Here is a 14,412-nt window from a genome sequence, read left to right on the forward strand (position 1 = left end):
GGTGAACGGCTATCGGTGATTTCAACCTGGAGGGTGCATGCTGACATTGCAGGTTAACGGCGCGGCGCATCAGGTGGATGTTCCCGATGACATGCCGCTGCTGTGGGTCCTGCGGGATGTCCTGGGCCTGCCGGGCACGAAATTCGGATGCGGCATCGGCGAATGCGGGGCCTGCACCGTGCATGTCGACGGCCGGCCGGTGCGGGCCTGTTCCCTGCCGGTTTCCCTGGTCGGCGCGCGGCCGGTCACGACGATCGAAGGCCTGTCCGACGACCCGCTGGCAACCGGCGTGCGGCAGGCATGGCTGGAGATCGACGTCGTGCAGTGCGGATATTGCCAGACCGGGCAGATCATGGCGGCGGTGGCGCTGCTGAAGGCCAACCCCCACCCCACCGACGAGGAGATCGAGCAGGCGATGGCCGGCAATATCTGTCGCTGCGGCACCTATCGCCGGATTCGCGCGGCTATCCGCAACGCCGCCGGGGCTGCGTGATGGGCCGCACGATGCTGTCGCGCCGCCAGGCCCTGGCGGGCACGGGCGGCCTGCTGCTGGCGGCCATGCTGCCGCGCGGGGCGGCCCGGGCCGCGACCCGGATCGTCGAGGACCAGACCGGCCCGTTCGCGCCCAACGCCTTCGTACGAATCGCACCCGATGGGGCCATCACGCTGATCCTGCCCAATGTCGAAATGGGGCAGGGGATCTATACCGGCGAGGCGATGCTGATCGCCGAGGAACTGGATATCGGGCTGGAACAGATCCAGATCGAGGCCGCCCCCCCGGACGACGCCTACGTGACCAGGGAACTGGGCACGCAGGCAACCGGCGGATCGACCTCGACGATCGCGACGTGGAAGAGCCTGCGAGAAGCCGGGGCGGTGGCGCGGACGCTTCTGGTCCAGGCGGCGGCGGCCCAGTGGTCGGTCGATCCCGCATCCTGCACCACCGGGGGCGGCATGGTCCGGCACGAGGCGACGGGGCGCAGCCTGGCCTATGGCGAACTCGCAACCGCCGCCGCCGCCCTGCCGGTGCCGGCCGCACCCGTGACGCTGCGAGATCCGTCTTCCTTTCGCCTGGTCGGGCGATCCCAGCACCGTCTGGACGCGCCGGCCAAGGTCGCGGGAACCGCGACGTTCGGCATCGACGTGCAGGTACCGGGCATGCGCATCGGCACCGTGGCGGCCTGCCCGGTCATGGGCGGCGTGCTGGCGCATGTGGATGACAGCGCGGCGCGGCAGGTCCCCGGCGTGCGGGACGTCCTGACGATCGGCAATGCGGTCTGCGTGGTCGGGAACCATTTCTGGGCAGCGCGCAAGGGGCTGGATGCCCTGGTGATCACATGGGACGAAGGCGTCAACGCGGCGGTTTCCACCGATACGATCTATCGCCAGTTGCACGAGGCGCTGGACGGTCCGGCCATTACCGCCCACGCCAAGGGCGACGCCAGGGCGGCGATCGCAGGTGCCACGACGCGGGTCGAGGCCGTGTACCAGCAGCCCCTGCTGGCCCACGCGCCGATGGAGCCGATCAACTGCACCGTGCAGGTCACGCCCGAACGCTGCGACATCTGGGTGGGTTCGCAGGTACCTATGCGCGCGCGCGACGCGGCGGCGGACATCACCGGGCTGGGCAAGGACCGGGTCCATGTCCACAACCAGTATATCGGCGGCGGCTTCGGCCGGCGGCTGGAACATGAATATGTCATCCAGGCGGTGCAGTTCGCCCGTCAGGTCGCCTATCCGCTCAAGATCGTCTGGACGCGCGAGGAAGACCTGACGCTGGACCGCTTTCGTCCGGCCTATGTCGATCGCCTGGTCGGCGGCCTGGACCGGAAGGGAAACCTGGTCGGACTGTCGCACCGGATCGTCGGCCCCGCCGTGGTCGCCCGCTGGGCGCCCGAGGCGCTGCTGCCCAACGGGGTGGACGACGACCTGCTGGCCGCGACGGTCGAGACCCCGTACGCCATTCCCGCGATGTTCCTGGATTACGCCCGGCGCGAGGCCCCGGGCGTGGTCACCGCGTGGTGGCGCGGGGTAGGGGGCACGCGGGGCGTCTTCGTGGTCGAAAGCTTCATCGACGAACTGGCGGCGCGTGCCGGGAAGGATGCGGTGGCGTTTCGCCGCCAGATGACCGGGGGCAATCCCCGCGCCCGGGCGGTACTGGACCTGGCCGCCGAAAAGGCGAGCTGGGGCGAGCCGCTGCCCAAGCATGTCGGCCGCGGGATTGCCCTGCAATACGTGTTCGGCTCCTACCTGGCCACGGTGATGGAGGTCGACATGTCCGACATGGACACGGTACGCGTCCTGCGCGCCGTGGTGGCCGTGGATTGCGGCCGGATGGTCAATCCCGACCAGGTCGTATCCCAGATCGAGGGCGGCCTGATCTTCGGCATCAGCGCCGCCCTGTTCAACGAGGTGACGCTGCGCGACGGCCGCGTGCAGGAGACGAATTTCCATTCCTACCGGGTCCTGCGCATGAACGAATCCCCCATGATCGAGGTGCATCTGGTGAACAGCACCGAGGACCCGGGCGGCATCGGCGAAACCGGCACGGCGGCGGCGGCGGCGGCGCTGGCCAACGCCATGGCCGCCGCCACCGGCCGGCGCTATCGCAGGCTGCCCCTGACGGGACCCCAGGCATGAGGGCGGTGCGTGCCGTCCTGGCGCTGGTGACGCTGGGCGTGGCCACGGGCGGCGTGGCCCAGGCCCAGGACCAGGCCCAAGTTCAGGCCCAGGATTCGGATCTGGTGCGGCGTGGCGCCTATCTGGAGCACGCGGCGGATTGCGAGGTCTGTCATACGAAACCGGGCGGCCGGCCCTTTGCGGGCGGGCGGGCCTTCGACCTTCCGGGGATCGGCACGATCTACGCCCCCAACATCACCCCGGACCGGGAAACCGGCATCGGCGCCTATACCGACGCGCAGTTCGATTCGGCGGTACGGGCCGGCGTCGCGCCGGGCTGGACGCATCTCTATCCCGTCATGCCCTACGCATCCTATGCGCGGATGACGGCGGACGACGTGCGTGCCATCCGGGCCTATCTGGCGACCCTGGCGCCGGTCCATGCGACGGCACGGGCCAACCGGGTGCGGTTCCCCTACAGTATCCGCCTGGCGATGGTGGCGTGGAACCTGCTGTATCGGCCCTCCAGCGCGATGATGGACGAACCGGGACGCTCGGCCGCGTGGAATCGTGGCCGCTATCTGGTCGAGGCCGCGGGCCATTGCGCCGAATGCCATTCGCCCCGCACCATGATGCAGGCGACATCCGGCGCCCGGTCCTATGCGGGCGCGCTTACTGCGGGGTGGGAGGCGTATAATATCTCCTCCGATCCCGACAGCGGGATCGGGGCATGGACCGACGCGCAACTGACGGCGTACCTGTCCACCGGCCATGCCGACGGGCGCGGCACGGCCGCCGGACCGATGGCCGAAGTGGTCGGCTACAGCCTGCGGTATCTGACCCCGCAGGATATCGCGTCCATGGTGACCTATCTGCGCAGCCTGCCGGCCCGGCAGTCGAACGAGACCGTCGCCGCCATACCGCCGCAGGCCCTGGCCCACGCCACCCCCACGCACAGCAATGGCGAGCGGCTGTTCGCCGGCGCCTGCGCCGGGTGTCACCTGACGGACGGGCAGGGGCGGCAGGTCGATGAAGCCGCATTGTGGGGCGCGCGCAGCCTGGGCGAGATCCAGGGGCGGAACCTGATCCAGACCATGGTCCAGGGATCGCGGCTGGATACCGCCCGGGGTGTGATGACGATGCCGGCCTTCGGCCCGGAATATCGCGATCAGGACCTGGCGGACCTGGCGAACTACACGATCGGTCACTTCGCCAACCGCGTCGGGCACGTCACGGCCCAGGATATCGCGGCAGTGCGGCAGCCGGGGGGCGCGCATTGAGAGGCTTTTGAAACAGCCTCGGAAAAAAGGGGAAAGACCCGACGCGTGGTAGCGGCGGACGGATTTGAACCGCCGACCAAGGGATTATGATTCCCCTGCTCTACCGCTGAGCTACGCCGCCATCGCGTCGGGTAGGTTGGGAGATATCCCCCCCGTTGCGCAAAGTCAACCCGTGCATCGCGATTGATGCGATGCTTCCCACCGTGGTTAAAGAAAACCATCCTTTCCATTGATATGGCTTTGTTCATGCACAGTCTGCCACCCCGATGCCGCGCCGCAAGACCGGAGCAGAATTCGTGAAAGACGCGTTTATCGACCTGCTGACCGACATTCGGAAATCGTTCGGATGGCTTCCCGGCTCCGTGGCCTCGGTCCTGGTGCTGTGTGCCGCCGCCGTGATGGCCGAACTCTGCAGCCGGGTCGTGACCAAGCTGATCCTGCGCATACCGGGGCAGAAGCGCGGGGCCTTCGTCCGCACCTTCACCCTGGCCATGCAGCGGCCGGCGCGGGTCATGCTGGCGATCATCTTCGTCGGCACCGCGTTGCCGGCGTCCGGCCTGTCGTACGAGACCATGCATCGGGCCGCGCACGGGTTGCTGGTGCTGTTCGTGCTGATGGTGGGCTACGCCGCCATCGTGGCCATGCGAATCCTGTCCGACGCCTATCTGCTCCGGATCAACGGCAAGGAGGACCGCGACGACATCCTGTCGCGGACCCACATGACGCAGGTGCGCGTGCTGCGGCGCATGGCGGATATCCTGGTCGGGCTGCTGACGGTGGGCTCGGCGCTGATGACGTTCGAATCGGTGCGGGAATACGGGCTCAGCCTGTTCGCCTCGGCGGGTGCGGCCTCGGTCGTGGTCGGTCTGGCGGCGCGGCCGCTGCTGACCAACCTGATCGCCGGCATGCAGATCGCCATGACCCAGCCGATCCGCATGGAAGACCTGATCATCATCAATGGCGACTGGGCGTGGGTCGAGGAAATCACCGCGACCTATGTCGTGCTGCGGGTCTGGGACTGGCGCCGGCACATCGTGCCGATTTCCTGGTTCCTGGAAAACCCGTTCCAGAACTGGACCCACAATTCGGCGGCCCTGATCGGGGTGGTGTTCCTGTACGTGGATTTCCACGCACCGATGGACCGGATTCGCGGTCGGCTGCGCGATATCGTGCAGGCAAGCCCGCTATGGGACGGCAAGGTGTTCGATGTCCAGGTGTCGGACTGCAGCACGCAGGTCATGACCATCCGCGTCATCGCCAGTGCGCGCTCGGCCATGCAGAGCTGGGATCTGCGCTGCGAGATCCGCGAGAAGATCATCCTGTTCCTGCGCGACGAATGTCCCGAGGCGCTGCCGCGCGAGCGGATGGCCCATGTCTCGTCCCCGGCCGGCCAGGACGTGCTGGGCCCGCACGGCATCCTGTCCCCCCCGATCGACCGGCCGCCGCCCGGCGCCTATACCGGCCCTCCAGGCTGATTACAGCGCGACCTCTTCACGGCCCAGCCGCGAATGGGAATGGCCGTAGAAGGCGTAGCTGAGCACGCCCAGGACGATGTAGCTGCCCAGCAGGATGGCCGGCAGCGGATCGCCGTTGGTCAGTGCCCGGATCATGTCCACGAACAGCGGCCCGGCCATGATCAGGCAGAACAGGATGCCCAGCGCAGGCGCCACGCCGATCCATACCCCGCCGACCTTGACCCCGCCCAGCGGCACGCTGAACGGCCGGTGCAGGTCGGGGCGGGCGTTGCGCTGCCAGATCACGGTGAAGCAGACGATGCCGAACGCCGTCGCGGTGCCCAGGCTGACCAGGTCGCTGATGATGTCGATCGGCAGGGTCGCGGTAGCCACGGCGACGAGGACACCCAGCACGATGGTGCCGACCCATGGCGTGCGGAAGGTCGGGTGCAGGCGGCAGAAGATCGGCGGCAGCAGCCCGTCGCGCGCAATGGTGAAGAAGATCCGCGTCTGGCCGTACAGCAGGCCCAGGATGACCGAGCACAGGCCGACGACGGCGCCCACCTTGATCATGATCGCAAGCCAGGGCTGGCCGATCGCATCCACGGCTATTGCCAGCGGATCGGCGACGCCCAGTTGCCGGAACGGCACGACCCCGATCAGCACCGTGGCCACGCAGATATAGACCAGCGTGCAGATCAGCAGTGACCCGATGATGCCCAGCGGCACGTCGCGGCGGGGATTGCGGGCCTCGGCCGACGCGGTCGAGACGGTTTCGAACCCGACATAGGCGAAGAAGATGACCGACGCGGCCCGGAAGATGCCGGGCACGCCGTAATGGAACCCGTTTTCGCGCGGCGGGATGAAGGGATTGAGGTTGGACAGGTGGACGTACCGGATGCCGAACGCCATGAACAGCATCAGTACGCCGACCTTCACGAAGACGATCAGGGTGTTGATCCGCGCCGATTCCTCGACGCCCAGGACCAGCAGTCCCGTGACGACCAGGACCGAGACCGCCCCCACCAGGTCCATCCGGGGCGCGACCAGCAGGCTGGCGCCGTGGGGGGTGGGCACGGTCTGGACCAGCGTGGTGCACAGGAAGGACGGCACATGGACGCCCAGATCGTGCAGCAGGCTGGTCGCGTATCCGGAAAATCCGGCAGCCACGCCGGCGCAGGATATGCCGTATTCCAGCAGCAGCAGCCACCCGACCGCCCAGGCCACCCCTTCGCCCATCGAAACATAGGCATAGCTGTAGGCCGAACCGGAAACCGGCATCGTCGAGGCCAGTTCGCCATACGAAAACGCGGTGAACAGGCAGGCCAGGCCGGCGACCAGGAATGACAGCAGGATGGCCGGCCCTGCGTAGGTGGCGGCGGCGGTTCCGGTCATGACATAGATCCCGGCCCCGATGGTGGAACCGATCCCGAGCATCATCAGCTGAACGGGGCCGAGCGTACGGCGCAGCCCGTGATTCTGGCTTTCGGATTCAATCTGCTGAATGGATTTCCGAAGCCGGAGGCGTTTACTGGAAAAGGAAATGAGGGACATGAACTTCAAAATAGCATGAGGGGGGGAGGGCTGTATTGCGCCAAACGAACATGGCCGCCCGGACCGAATGCGAAACGAACGGAACGAACCGAAACGGGGCGGCCGAGGCACGTCCCGTTTCGGTTCGGACGGTCGGTACGAACGATTGATTAAGGGAGGTTAATGGGGGTGGTCGCCCAGGATCGCCGCCACCGTCGGTTCGATCATGCGGGCGATGTCCTGTTGCGCCGCCGCGCTGGGGTGCAGCGGCGGGTCGGGCGGCGTCAGATGCGGGTCGAGGAAGCGCGTGGGATCGGGCGCGCCGTTCCGCTCCAGCGCCGCGCCGACGTCCTGCAGGTGCAGCCAGGGCCGGTCGCGCCGTATGTCGGCGCGCAGCATGGCGTTCAGGCGCTGCGTGTTCGCCGTGATCCATGCCGTCCGAATCGAAGGCAGGACCTCCAGCAGCAGGACCTGCGCCGCGGGAAAGCGGCCATGGATCTGGTCCACGATGCGCGTGATGCCGGGGTAGGTGTGGCCCGCGTCGATATGGACATGGCCGAAATTGTTCGCCCCCACCAGCACGACGAACAGGCGCGGGGGGGGGCGGAAATCAAGCTCGCCATGGTCCAGGCGCCACAGGACGTGGCAGGTGCTGTCCCCCTTGAAGCCCAGGTTGATGGCGTGGCGGTCGCCGTAATAATGCTGCCAGACCGGCGCGAACTGACGCCAGGGCTCGGGGCCGGTGCGCTCCCAGTTCTGGGTGATCGAATCGCCCAGCCAGACCAGGTCGAAACGACCATGCGCGATTTCGGCCTGCTTGTCGGCGAAGCGCTGGCGCCACCAGGGCGTGTCCATGCGCGACACGGGCTGGACGGCCAGGTTCGGGGGCGTCGCACGGGCGGTACCCAGGCCGGCAAGCAGCAGAAGGGGCAGTGCCAGGAGGGACCTGGCGGTCAGGCGGCGTATCATGGGGGAGGGTACGTTCAGTGGCCGAGGATGAAGAAGGAAACCGCGCCGGCCAGCACGCAGTAATAGCCGAACGGGCTCAGCGCCCATCGCTCGTGATTGTGGAAGTATCGCATCAGGAACGCGGTGCTGGCCAGTGCGGTCACGGCCGCCACCATGGCGCCGATGGTCGCGACCTGCATCTGACCCGGCGGGATGGCGACATGGCGCATGTGCAGGGCCTCGCGCACCGTGGCGGCAATGATGACCGGCTGGGCCATCAGGAACGAAAACCGCGCGGCCCCTTCATGGTTCAGGCCGCGAAACAGCGCGCCGATGATCGTGGCCCCCGACCGCGAGATGCCGGGCAGGAAGGCCAGGCACTGCCACAGGCCGATGATCGCGGCGTCGGCATAGGTCAGCGATGCGATGGCATAGCCGCCCTGGACGGGCTGGCGGCTCTTCATCCGTTCGGTCAGCAGCAGCAGCAGGCCGTTCAGGAACAGGAAGATCGCGGCATAGCGCGCGGTGCCGAACAGCGCCCGCAGCCAATGTTCCAGCAGGCCGCCGATAATGACCGCCGGAATGGTCGCCACCACCAGCAGGGCCAGGATATGGATGCTTTCGGCCTGGCGCTGGCTGCCGTCGCGGCCCCTCAGCCCCTGGAAGATGGCCGCCCAGTCATTGCGGAAATAGACCAGCAGGGCGATCGCGGTGCCCAGGTGCAGCATGACCAGGAACGGCAGGAAGATTTCGCCGTGCGGGTCGAACGCCCAGCCCAGCAGGGCGGGGACGATGACGGCATGCCCCAGGCTGCTGACCGGGAACAGCTCCGTCGCCCCCTGGAGGATCGCGATCACGATGGCTTGGATGAGTGTCATTGTCCGGCTGTCCATGGCGAATTAGAATGTCGTCGTGCCTTACTTTCCGGGTGCCCGGCAAGTCTGTACCGTAGCGCCGCGAATGATCGGCCCGACAGGAATAAGGAGGAACGTTTGGCGCGAGAAAATGGCAGCGCGATTGTTTTCAGCGGATTGGTCTTGCTGGTGGCCGGGGCATTCTATGCCTATGCCCGTGCCTCGCAGGTCGATCTGGGGAATGATCGCTATGCGCTGTCCGCCCGATTCATATCGGCCAACGGATTGCATGTGGGGGCCGAGGTGCAGTTGGCGGGCGTTCCCGTCGGGCGCGTGACCGCCATCGCGCTGGACCCCGCGACGGCCATGGCGAATGTGGGCTTCACGCTCGATCGCGACCTGTCCCTGCCGGCCGATTCCGGCGTGATGATCGGCAGCGCGACCATGACGGGCGACGATGCGCTGATGGTGGTGCCGGGAAAGGCCCCGGCGCGGCTGCCCCCCGGCGCGGTCATCACCAACGCGCAGGAGGCCGTCAGCCTGGAACAGCAGGTCAGCAACTACATCTTCGGCAATGGCGGTCTGCCGTCCGATTCAATGCAGTAAAAACAGTATCCTAGTCGTTCAGGGGGTAGGAGGCGAGCAGCCGCCTCTGCTGGCGCCAGTAATGCAGCATGGTGAAGGCGCCGCTGGTCCGCCATCCGGCCTTCTTCTTCTTGGCGCCGATGCGGAAGGTCTCGCGGTAATGCGTGAACTGCGCCGCATAGGCCTCGCGCAGGGTGGTGCGCGAATCCCAGATATGGGTCGCTTCGGACCCCACGCCGTTGATCTCGATGATTTCGAACCCCCGGCCCAGGCGCAGGGCGGCGATGGATTCGAACTTCAGGTCGATCCGGCCGAAATGGAAATCGGGGATATCCTGCATGATCCGGTCGATCTGCTCGACCAGGGCCGGGGTGATGTCGTCCGCGCCGTTGCGGAAGATCGACCCCTTGCTGTGATTCCCGGCGAAGACCAGCCGCAGCGGCATGCCCGCCGGCAGGACCTCATGCACCCGATCGCCCAGGCGGGGCAGATACAGATGCGGCACCAGGCGCGTGCGCGCGTCGGCATCGATCAGTTGTCGCACCGTGGACCGGCCGTCGCCGACGATGACCGGTGCCTCCTTGTAGGTCAGCGAGGATATCCGGCCCCGGTCCTCGTCTGGGTGGCGGATATAGAACACGCCGGCCTCGTGCTCGAACGGGATCAGCCGCTGCATGACCAGGGGGGTATCGGGCGGGTACAGCGCCACCGCCGCGACCAGTTCGTCCGGGGTCGTGACCAGCTTCACCCCGGCGCCGTTGCAGCCGATATCGGGCTTCACCACCACCGGCAGCGCCAGCCCGCCGCGATCCAGCGCCGCCAGGGCGGCCGCGCCGTCATCGGCCGAACCGGTGGTGACCGAGACATAGGGCGCGATCCAGCGCCGCGCCGTCTCGCCCGCCATGTCCAGGATGCTGGTCTTGCTTTCGCCGCACAGGCCGCCGGTCAGGATGCGGGGATTGGCCGCGGTCGGCAGGCTGAAATCCCGGTGCCACAGGCCCAGCAGGATCCAGTACAGCACGACCGGGGTATAGATGGCCCAGCCCGGCCAGAATTCGAACATCGACAGCGGCGCGGGCTGCCGTGCCGCATCCCCCCCCGTCTTGGCCCGGCTGGAAGCGGCGGTCGGGGCATGGTTCATCGAGAGGGACTCCGCACACTGGCCACGATCCGGCCAACCAGAATGATGGTCAGGACGAATCCCCCCATGCCCAGCCATTTCCATTCCCCCAGATGGTCGATCAGGAAATGGCCGACCTGTAGCGATACAGCGAACAGCAGGGTTGTCCAGATCAGCGTCGCCAGAACGGCCGCCAGCGCGAATCGACCCACGCTGGCGCCGAAGAATCCGCAGGCGGTGTAGAGCGGCAGGCGCGCGCCGGGGATGAACCGGCTGACGAAGACGATGCGGAAGACATTGCGCCCGAACCAGGTCTGCCCGTTGCCGTCCTGAGGCACGGCGACCCAACGCCGGGCCGGCGGCCACAGCGCGGCCAGCCGCCCCAGCCCGTACAGCCCCAGGTCGCCGACCACGATGCCGACATACAGCGCTACCAGCGCCACGGGGATGGCGATCTGGCCGGTCTGGACCTCCATCGCCGTCAGGATGGTGGCCGCGTCTTCCAGGATGAAGGTGCCGATGATGATCGCCAGCGCCTGGATGACGGGCGAAGTGCCGGCCGCGGCCAGCAGGTCGGGAAGTGAGGGAAACATGACCGGGACAGGGCCGTTCAGCGTGGGATTGGCCGGAAGAGACGGGTCGGAATCCTCACTGCATCAAAACCTCTTGCCCAGAAACCCTTGCCCTGAAAATCCTTGGCCAGGGGCCCGTCCAGCGCGGGCACCGGACAGACCGGCGGAGGCCGCGCCCGGGGTGGGGCCCTTGTGGCACGCTTCGCCGCCGCCGACAAATCGCCTGCGGGCGACGGCAAATTCCGCCGCCGGACAGCGCGTGGTTGCCCCAGGCAAGGATTGAAAGGCCGGCGGGGAATGTGGCACAGCTTGCATCATGATCCGACGACGTGACTTCCTGATGTCAGCCTCGGCCACCTGCGCGGCCGGTGGCATCGGCATGGCCGCGTCGGCGCGGGCCGACAGCGCCCCTGCTGCATCCTATGCGGCCTTCCTGGCCGGGGTGCGGGCCGAGGCCGTTTCCCATGGCCTGTCGGCCGCGATCGTCGATCGCGCCCTGGCGCTGGAGGCGCCGAACGCGCGCGTCCTGCAACTGGACCAGCACCAGCCCGAATTCACCCTGACCTGGGCGCAGTACCGACAGCGCGTGCTGACGCCCAAGAAGGTCGCCGACGGCCGCGTGGCGGCGGGGGCACGGCGCGCGCTGCTGGCGGAGGTCGGCCGGCATTTCGGCGTGGACCCGCAGCCGCTGATGGGAATCTGGGGGTTGGAATCCGCCTACGGCACGCGTACGGGCACCTTCCAGATCCCCGACGCCCTGGCGACCCTGGCCTATGACGGGCGGCGCGCGTCGTTCTTTCGCGGCGAACTGATGAATGCGCTGCGCATCCTGGACCATGGCGACGTCACGCCCGATTCCATGACCGGCAGCTATGCCGGTGCGATGGGACAGCCGCAGTTCATGCCCAGCGCCTATCTGCGCTACGCCGTCGACTATACCGGCAGCGGCCGGCGCGACATCTGGACCAGCGAGCCCGACGTCTTCGCCTCGATCGCCAATTACCTGGCCCGTTGCGGCTGGTCGGCCGGCGAGCCCTGGGGCCAGGAAATCTCGGTTCCCACGCGGCTGGCGCAGGCCGATCTGGGGCGGGGCAGGGTGCGTACCCTGGCCGACTGGATGGCGCAGGGCGTGCGGCGGCTGGACGGGCGGCGTTTCTCGCGCCCCGATATCAGCGGCGCGGTGATCCGGCCGGACGGACCGGGCGGCGAGGCCTTCATGGTCTATCGCAATTTTTCGGTCATCCGGCGCTACAATCCATCCGATTTCTACGCGCTGGCGGTCGGGCTGCTGGGCCACGACGTCACGTGACGCGCCGGGCCGTTCCCACGGTAATGGCCGCGCTGGGACTGCTGGGCTGCCATCGGGCGGAGCCCGGGCTGCCCCCTGCGGCGCCGCATTACGTCGTCGGCGCGCCGTACCAGATGGACGGCGTGTGGTACTACCCGCACGAGGATTTCTCCTATCAGGCGACCGGCCTGGCCGTCGCCGACCCGGACCGCACGCCCTACGTCACGGCGGATGGCGAGCATTACAGCCCCGATGCCCTGACCGGCCGCCATGCGACGCTGCAGCTTCCGGCCATCGTCACGGTGCGCAACCTGGAAAACGGGCGTGAAATCACCATCCGGGTGAATGACCGGGGACCGGATTCGCCGGGCCGGCTGATCGGCCTGTCGCCCAGGGCCGCCGCCCTGCTGGGGATCGGCAGCAATCCGGTGCGGGTCGCGGTCACGGGACTGGAAGCGCAGAACGAGCAACTGGCCGAGGGTCTGCCGGGCACCCAGCACCTGGATATCGCGGCGGCGCCGGCCGGCCAGGTCCGTGCCGAATCGCTGGACCATCCGGGCAGCGGGGCCACGATCGTCGGCGCCCCCGGCGGGACGGTGGGGGCGGCGGATATCTCGGCCCTGATGGGCGACCTGCCTCCCAGCGTGCGCCAGGGCTATGTGGTGGGCGGGCTGCTGTGGGTCGATGCCGGCACGTTTTCGACCCTGCGCTATGCCGAACTGTCGGCCGCGCGGACCGGCGGCCGCGTCGTGCCGGTCCAGGAACACGGACGGGCGCTGTGGCGGGTCCATGTCGGGCCGTTCATGAACGCGACCGACGCCGACCGCGCACTGGACCAGCTTATGGGCGCCGGAGTAACCGGTGCCCGGATCGTCGTCGAATAGGGATGAACGTGCAGACCCGAAGGTTCCTCATGGCTGGGACGGCCTCGCTGGCCGCCACCGGTTCTCTTGCGGTTGCGGCGCCGCGCCGGCACCACGCGCATGGCGCGCCGTCCCCCCAGCCCGCCCCGACCGGCGGAGCGAATGCGGAGGACGGCACCGATGCCGCCGACGCGGCGGCCCCCGCCGGGCCGCCGGCCGCCACCCCCATCGGTCCGCTGGACACCGTGGCGCGCTGGGCCTGCATCCTGGACGTCACGACCGGATCGGTCCTGCTGGAAAAGGCGGCGGACGAGCGGATGCCGCCGTCCTCGCTGACCAAGATGATGACGGCCTATATCGTCTTCGGCATGCTGAAATCCGGCCGACTGAAGCTGGACCAGATGCTGCCGGTCAGCGAGAAGGCGTGGCGTATGCAGGGGTCCAAGATGTTCGTGCCCCTGGGGCAGAGCATCGCGGTCCAGGACCTGATCCAGGGCATGGTCATCCAGTCGGGCAACGACGCGTGCATCGTGCTGGCCGAAGGCGTGGCGGGGTCCGAGGAACAGTTCGTCGCCCAGATGAACGACATGGCGGCGCGTATCGGCCTGTCCAATTCGCATTTCATGAACGCCACCGGCTGGCCGGCCGACAATCACTACATGTCGGCGCGCGACGTCGCGCAACTGGCGGTACGGCTGATCCGCGACTTCCCGGAATATTATCACTTCTTTTCCGAGAAGGATTACCGGTTCAACAAGATCTCGCAGGGCAACCGCAACGTGCTGGTGGACAAGGGGCTGGCCGACGGGCTGAAGACCGGCCACACCGATGCCGGCGGGTTCGGGCTGTGCGCCAGCGCCGACCGGGGCGGCAACCGGGTGGTCCTGTCGCTGAACGGCATGCCGTCCAGCAACGCCCGCGCGCATGAAGGCGAGCGCCTGCTGGAATGGTCGTTCGCGAATTTCGAGAACGCGACCCTGTTCCGCAAGGGCGACATCGTCGAACAGGCATCGGTGTGGCTGGGCACGCAGCCCACCGTGCCCCTGGTCGCCACGCGGGATATCGTCATGACCCTGCCGCATGGCTGGCGGTCGCGGGCGCATATCGGGGTGGATTACCAGGCCCCGGTGGCCGCCCCCGTGGCGGCAGGGCAGGTGCTGGGCGACCTGGTGATCAGCAATCCGGGCCTGGCCGATATCCGCATGCCCCTGGTGGCGGGGCAGGGCGTGCCGCGCCTGGGCCTGTTCGCCCGGGCGTCGGCGGTGCTGGGCCAGAAACTGGGCCGGCACTGAGTTC

Annotated in this window: 13 protein-coding genes and 1 tRNA gene; 8 read left to right on the forward strand and 6 right to left on the reverse strand. The window is 67.9% G+C overall.

What is annotated here, in order from left to right:
• Positions 1-37: 37 nt before the first annotated feature.
• Genes GDIA_RS00075 through GDIA_RS00085 form a run of 3 tightly spaced genes read left to right on the forward strand, consistent with a single transcriptional unit; the run spans position 38 to position 3,899 of the window.
• Complete coding sequence (locus GDIA_RS00075) at positions 38-493, forward strand: (2Fe-2S)-binding protein (protein ID WP_012225304.1); 456 nt, start codon at positions 38-40, stop codon at positions 491-493.
• Positions 493-2,640: a molybdopterin cofactor-binding domain-containing protein gene (locus GDIA_RS00080; RefSeq protein ID WP_012225306.1), complete on the forward strand. Its 2,148-nt coding sequence runs from the start codon at positions 493-495 to the stop codon at positions 2,638-2,640. Before GDIA_RS00075 ends, GDIA_RS00080 begins: the two co-directional genes overlap by 1 nt.
• Positions 2,637-3,899: a c-type cytochrome gene (locus GDIA_RS00085; protein WP_012552925.1), complete on the forward strand. Its 1,263-nt coding sequence runs from the start codon at positions 2,637-2,639 to the stop codon at positions 3,897-3,899. Before GDIA_RS00080 ends, GDIA_RS00085 begins: the two co-directional genes overlap by 4 nt.
• A gap of 46 nt (positions 3,900-3,945) precedes the next feature.
• On the opposite strand, the gene GDIA_RS00090 is transcribed toward GDIA_RS00085, so the two are convergent.
• Positions 3,946-4,020 (reverse strand) — tRNA-Met (locus tag GDIA_RS00090).
• Positions 4,021-4,165: 145 nt separating this feature from the next.
• Between GDIA_RS00090 and GDIA_RS00095 the strand changes: the two genes are divergently transcribed.
• The gene (locus tag GDIA_RS00095) at positions 4,166-5,374 is read left to right on the forward strand and encodes a mechanosensitive ion channel family protein (RefSeq protein WP_012225311.1); all 1,209 of its coding nucleotides are present in this window, start codon (positions 4,166-4,168) and stop codon (positions 5,372-5,374) included.
• On the opposite strand, the gene GDIA_RS00100 is transcribed toward GDIA_RS00095, so the two are convergent.
• From GDIA_RS00100 to GDIA_RS00110, 3 genes are all read right to left on the reverse strand, one after another.
• On the reverse strand, positions 5,375-6,907 hold the full coding sequence (locus tag GDIA_RS00100) for an APC family permease (RefSeq protein ID WP_012552927.1): 1,533 nt from the start codon (positions 6,905-6,907) through the stop codon (positions 5,375-5,377).
• Positions 6,908-7,066: 159 nt separating this feature from the next.
• Positions 7,067-7,855, reverse strand: coding sequence for a GDSL-type esterase/lipase family protein (locus tag GDIA_RS00105; protein WP_012225313.1), 789 nt, complete (start codon positions 7,853-7,855; stop codon positions 7,067-7,069).
• Between the two features lie 14 nt (positions 7,856-7,869).
• Positions 7,870-8,712: an undecaprenyl-diphosphate phosphatase gene (locus GDIA_RS00110; protein ID WP_012552928.1), complete on the reverse strand. Its 843-nt coding sequence runs from the start codon at positions 8,710-8,712 to the stop codon at positions 7,870-7,872.
• Between the two features lie 114 nt (positions 8,713-8,826).
• On the opposite strand from GDIA_RS00110, the gene GDIA_RS00115 reads away from it, so the two are divergent.
• A complete protein-coding gene (locus GDIA_RS00115) occupies positions 8,827-9,294 on the forward strand; it encodes an MlaD family protein (RefSeq protein WP_012225320.1) in 468 nt (155 codons plus the stop codon).
• Positions 9,295-9,304: 10 nt separating this feature from the next.
• Here GDIA_RS00115 and GDIA_RS00120 read toward each other — a convergent pair whose 3' ends face one another.
• Together GDIA_RS00120 and GDIA_RS00125 are read right to left on the reverse strand one after the other, a co-directional pair.
• Positions 9,305-10,414, reverse strand: a complete 1,110-nt coding sequence (locus GDIA_RS00120; protein ID WP_012225321.1) for a D-alanine--D-alanine ligase — start codon at positions 10,412-10,414, stop codon at positions 9,305-9,307.
• A complete protein-coding gene (locus GDIA_RS00125; protein ID WP_012225323.1) occupies positions 10,411-10,986 on the reverse strand; it encodes a DedA family protein in 576 nt (191 codons plus the stop codon). Before GDIA_RS00125 ends, GDIA_RS00120 begins: the two co-directional genes overlap by 4 nt.
• A 295-nt stretch (positions 10,987-11,281) precedes the next feature.
• Here GDIA_RS00125 and GDIA_RS00130 point away from each other — a divergent pair, with 295 nt between their 5' ends.
• From GDIA_RS00130 to GDIA_RS00140, 3 genes are read left to right on the forward strand one after another with little or no spacing between them, the layout of a single operon-like run.
• Positions 11,282-12,274, forward strand: a complete 993-nt coding sequence (locus tag GDIA_RS00130; RefSeq protein WP_012225326.1) for a lytic murein transglycosylase — start codon at positions 11,282-11,284, stop codon at positions 12,272-12,274.
• On the forward strand, positions 12,271-13,137 hold the full coding sequence (locus GDIA_RS00135; RefSeq protein WP_231854279.1) for a septal ring lytic transglycosylase RlpA family protein: 867 nt from the start codon (positions 12,271-12,273) through the stop codon (positions 13,135-13,137). The genes GDIA_RS00130 and GDIA_RS00135 overlap by 4 nt, the downstream gene beginning before the upstream one ends.
• A gap of 2 nt (positions 13,138-13,139) precedes the next feature.
• Positions 13,140-14,408, forward strand: a complete 1,269-nt coding sequence (locus GDIA_RS00140) for a D-alanyl-D-alanine carboxypeptidase family protein (protein WP_012225337.1) — start codon at positions 13,140-13,142, stop codon at positions 14,406-14,408.
• Positions 14,409-14,412 lie beyond the last annotated feature (4 nt).

Origin of the sequence: Gluconacetobacter diazotrophicus PA1 5 (assembly GCF_000021325.1) — a bacterium.
In the GTDB taxonomy this organism is placed as follows: Bacteria; Pseudomonadota; Alphaproteobacteria; order Acetobacterales; family Acetobacteraceae; genus Gluconacetobacter; species Gluconacetobacter diazotrophicus.

What these genes read in the sequence shown, in the direction of transcription:
- GDIA_RS00075 (WP_012225304.1), top strand. Translation starts at nt 38, where the DNA reads ATGCTGACATTGCAGGTTAACGGCGCGGCGCATCAGGTGGATGTTCCC.
- GDIA_RS00080 (WP_012225306.1), top strand. Translation starts at nt 493, where the DNA reads ATGGGCCGCACGATGCTGTCGCGCCGCCAGGCCCTGGCGGGCACGGGC.
- GDIA_RS00085 (WP_012552925.1), top strand. Translation starts at nt 2,637, where the DNA reads ATGAGGGCGGTGCGTGCCGTCCTGGCGCTGGTGACGCTGGGCGTGGCC.
- GDIA_RS00095 (WP_012225311.1), top strand. Translation starts at nt 4,166, where the DNA reads ATGCCGCGCCGCAAGACCGGAGCAGAATTCGTGAAAGACGCGTTTATC.
- GDIA_RS00100 (WP_012552927.1), bottom strand. Translation starts at nt 6,907, where the DNA reads ATGTCCCTCATTTCCTTTTCCAGTAAACGCCTCCGGCTTCGGAAATCC.
- GDIA_RS00105 (WP_012225313.1), bottom strand. Translation starts at nt 7,855, where the DNA reads ATGATACGCCGCCTGACCGCCAGGTCCCTCCTGGCACTGCCCCTTCTG.
- GDIA_RS00110 (WP_012552928.1), bottom strand. Translation starts at nt 8,712, where the DNA reads ATGACACTCATCCAAGCCATCGTGATCGCGATCCTCCAGGGGGCGACG.
- GDIA_RS00120 (WP_012225321.1), bottom strand. Translation starts at nt 10,414, where the DNA reads ATGAACCATGCCCCGACCGCCGCTTCCAGCCGGGCCAAGACGGGGGGG.
- GDIA_RS00125 (WP_012225323.1), bottom strand. Translation starts at nt 10,986, where the DNA reads ATGTTTCCCTCACTTCCCGACCTGCTGGCCGCGGCCGGCACTTCGCCC.
- GDIA_RS00130 (WP_012225326.1), top strand. Translation starts at nt 11,282, where the DNA reads ATGATCCGACGACGTGACTTCCTGATGTCAGCCTCGGCCACCTGCGCG.
- GDIA_RS00140 (WP_012225337.1), top strand. Translation starts at nt 13,140, where the DNA reads ATGAACGTGCAGACCCGAAGGTTCCTCATGGCTGGGACGGCCTCGCTG.